This window comes from Streptomyces alkaliphilus (assembly GCF_014141535.1).
Taxonomy (GTDB): Bacteria; Actinomycetota; Actinomycetes; order Streptomycetales; family Streptomycetaceae; genus Streptomyces; species Streptomyces alkaliphilus.
In genome coordinates, this window is sequence record NZ_VKHT01001340.1 from 1 (window position 1) to 1,082 (window position 1,082).

Sequence of the window (1,082 nt, forward strand, 5' to 3'; positions counted from 1 at the left end):
ATCCCCGCCCGCCCGGCGAGCGCGTCGAGATCCACCCCGTGCGCGGTGAGCACCGCGTCGATGTGGTCGCACAGCTCCTCCCGCTCGATCGTCTCGATGAACCCGTACCGTTCATCGAGATCATTGAGCGCCGTCACCACCCCCTCGATCCGATCCATCACCTCGATGTCGCGCGGCGCCCCACCGAGCGCGGCCACCCCGGCCCCGTACCCGTCGAAGGCGGCGTCCACGGCCTCCAGCAGCTCGGACGGGTACCGATCCGGCTGCTCCACGGCCCTCGCCCGCCACCTCACCGTCGGACGCACCGGCACTCTCGGCTCCTGCGTGATCCCCATGGCCGGAACGTTAGAGCCCACCTCCGACAATCCGGCCCGACCTCCGGGGTTACCCACAGGCTGTGGACAACCGCGCGGCGCCGGGGCCCGGTCGGCTCAGTACCCCACGGCGGGATCGACCCGCCCCTCCAACTCCCGGCCCGCGCGCAGGTTCGCCACGTTGCGGGCCACCCGCCCGCACAGCACCCGGGCCGCGAACTCGGCGGAGTCCGCGCAGTGCGAGGTGATCAGCACGCGCGGATCCGACCACAGGGGATGCCCCTCCGGCAGCGGCTCCGGGTCGGTAACGTCCAGACCGGCCGCCGCCAGGCCGTCCCGACGCAGCTCGGCCACCAGCGCGTCGGTGTCCACGTGCGCGCCCCGGGCCACGTTCACCAGCACGGCGTGCGAGGGCAACACGGCCAACTCGCGGGCGCCGATCAGACGCCGGCTGTCCGGGGTCAGCGCCAGAGCCAGCACCAGAACGTCGGTGCGCGGCAGCACCTGCGGCAACGCGGCCACCGGCAGGGTTTCAATCGCCCCCCCGACCGGCTCCCCCGCCGTGCGCCGCACCACCCGGGTCTCGCAGTCGAAGGGCGCGAGCAGCCGCACCAGCTCCCGCGCGGTGCCGCCCGCTCCCACCACCGTCACCCGCCGCCGGAACAGCGAGACCGGGTCGATCGAGTGCCAACGCGGCGTCCGGGCCTGCACGGCCAGGCTCCGCAGACAGGCCAGGGTGAGGGTCAGGGCGTGCTCGGCCACCTGCTC

1 protein-coding gene and 1 pseudogene are annotated in these 1,082 nt (G+C 73.9%); both read right to left on the minus strand.

From position 1 onward, the window contains the following. Positions 1-272: pseudogene (locus FNQ90_RS24355) on the minus strand (hypothetical protein); the annotation flags it as partial. Between the two features lie 159 nt (positions 273-431). Further along, positions 432-1,082, minus strand: a 651-nt coding sequence (locus FNQ90_RS24360) for an NAD(P)-dependent oxidoreductase (RefSeq protein WP_182608316.1), incomplete at its 5' end; no start/stop codon positions are given.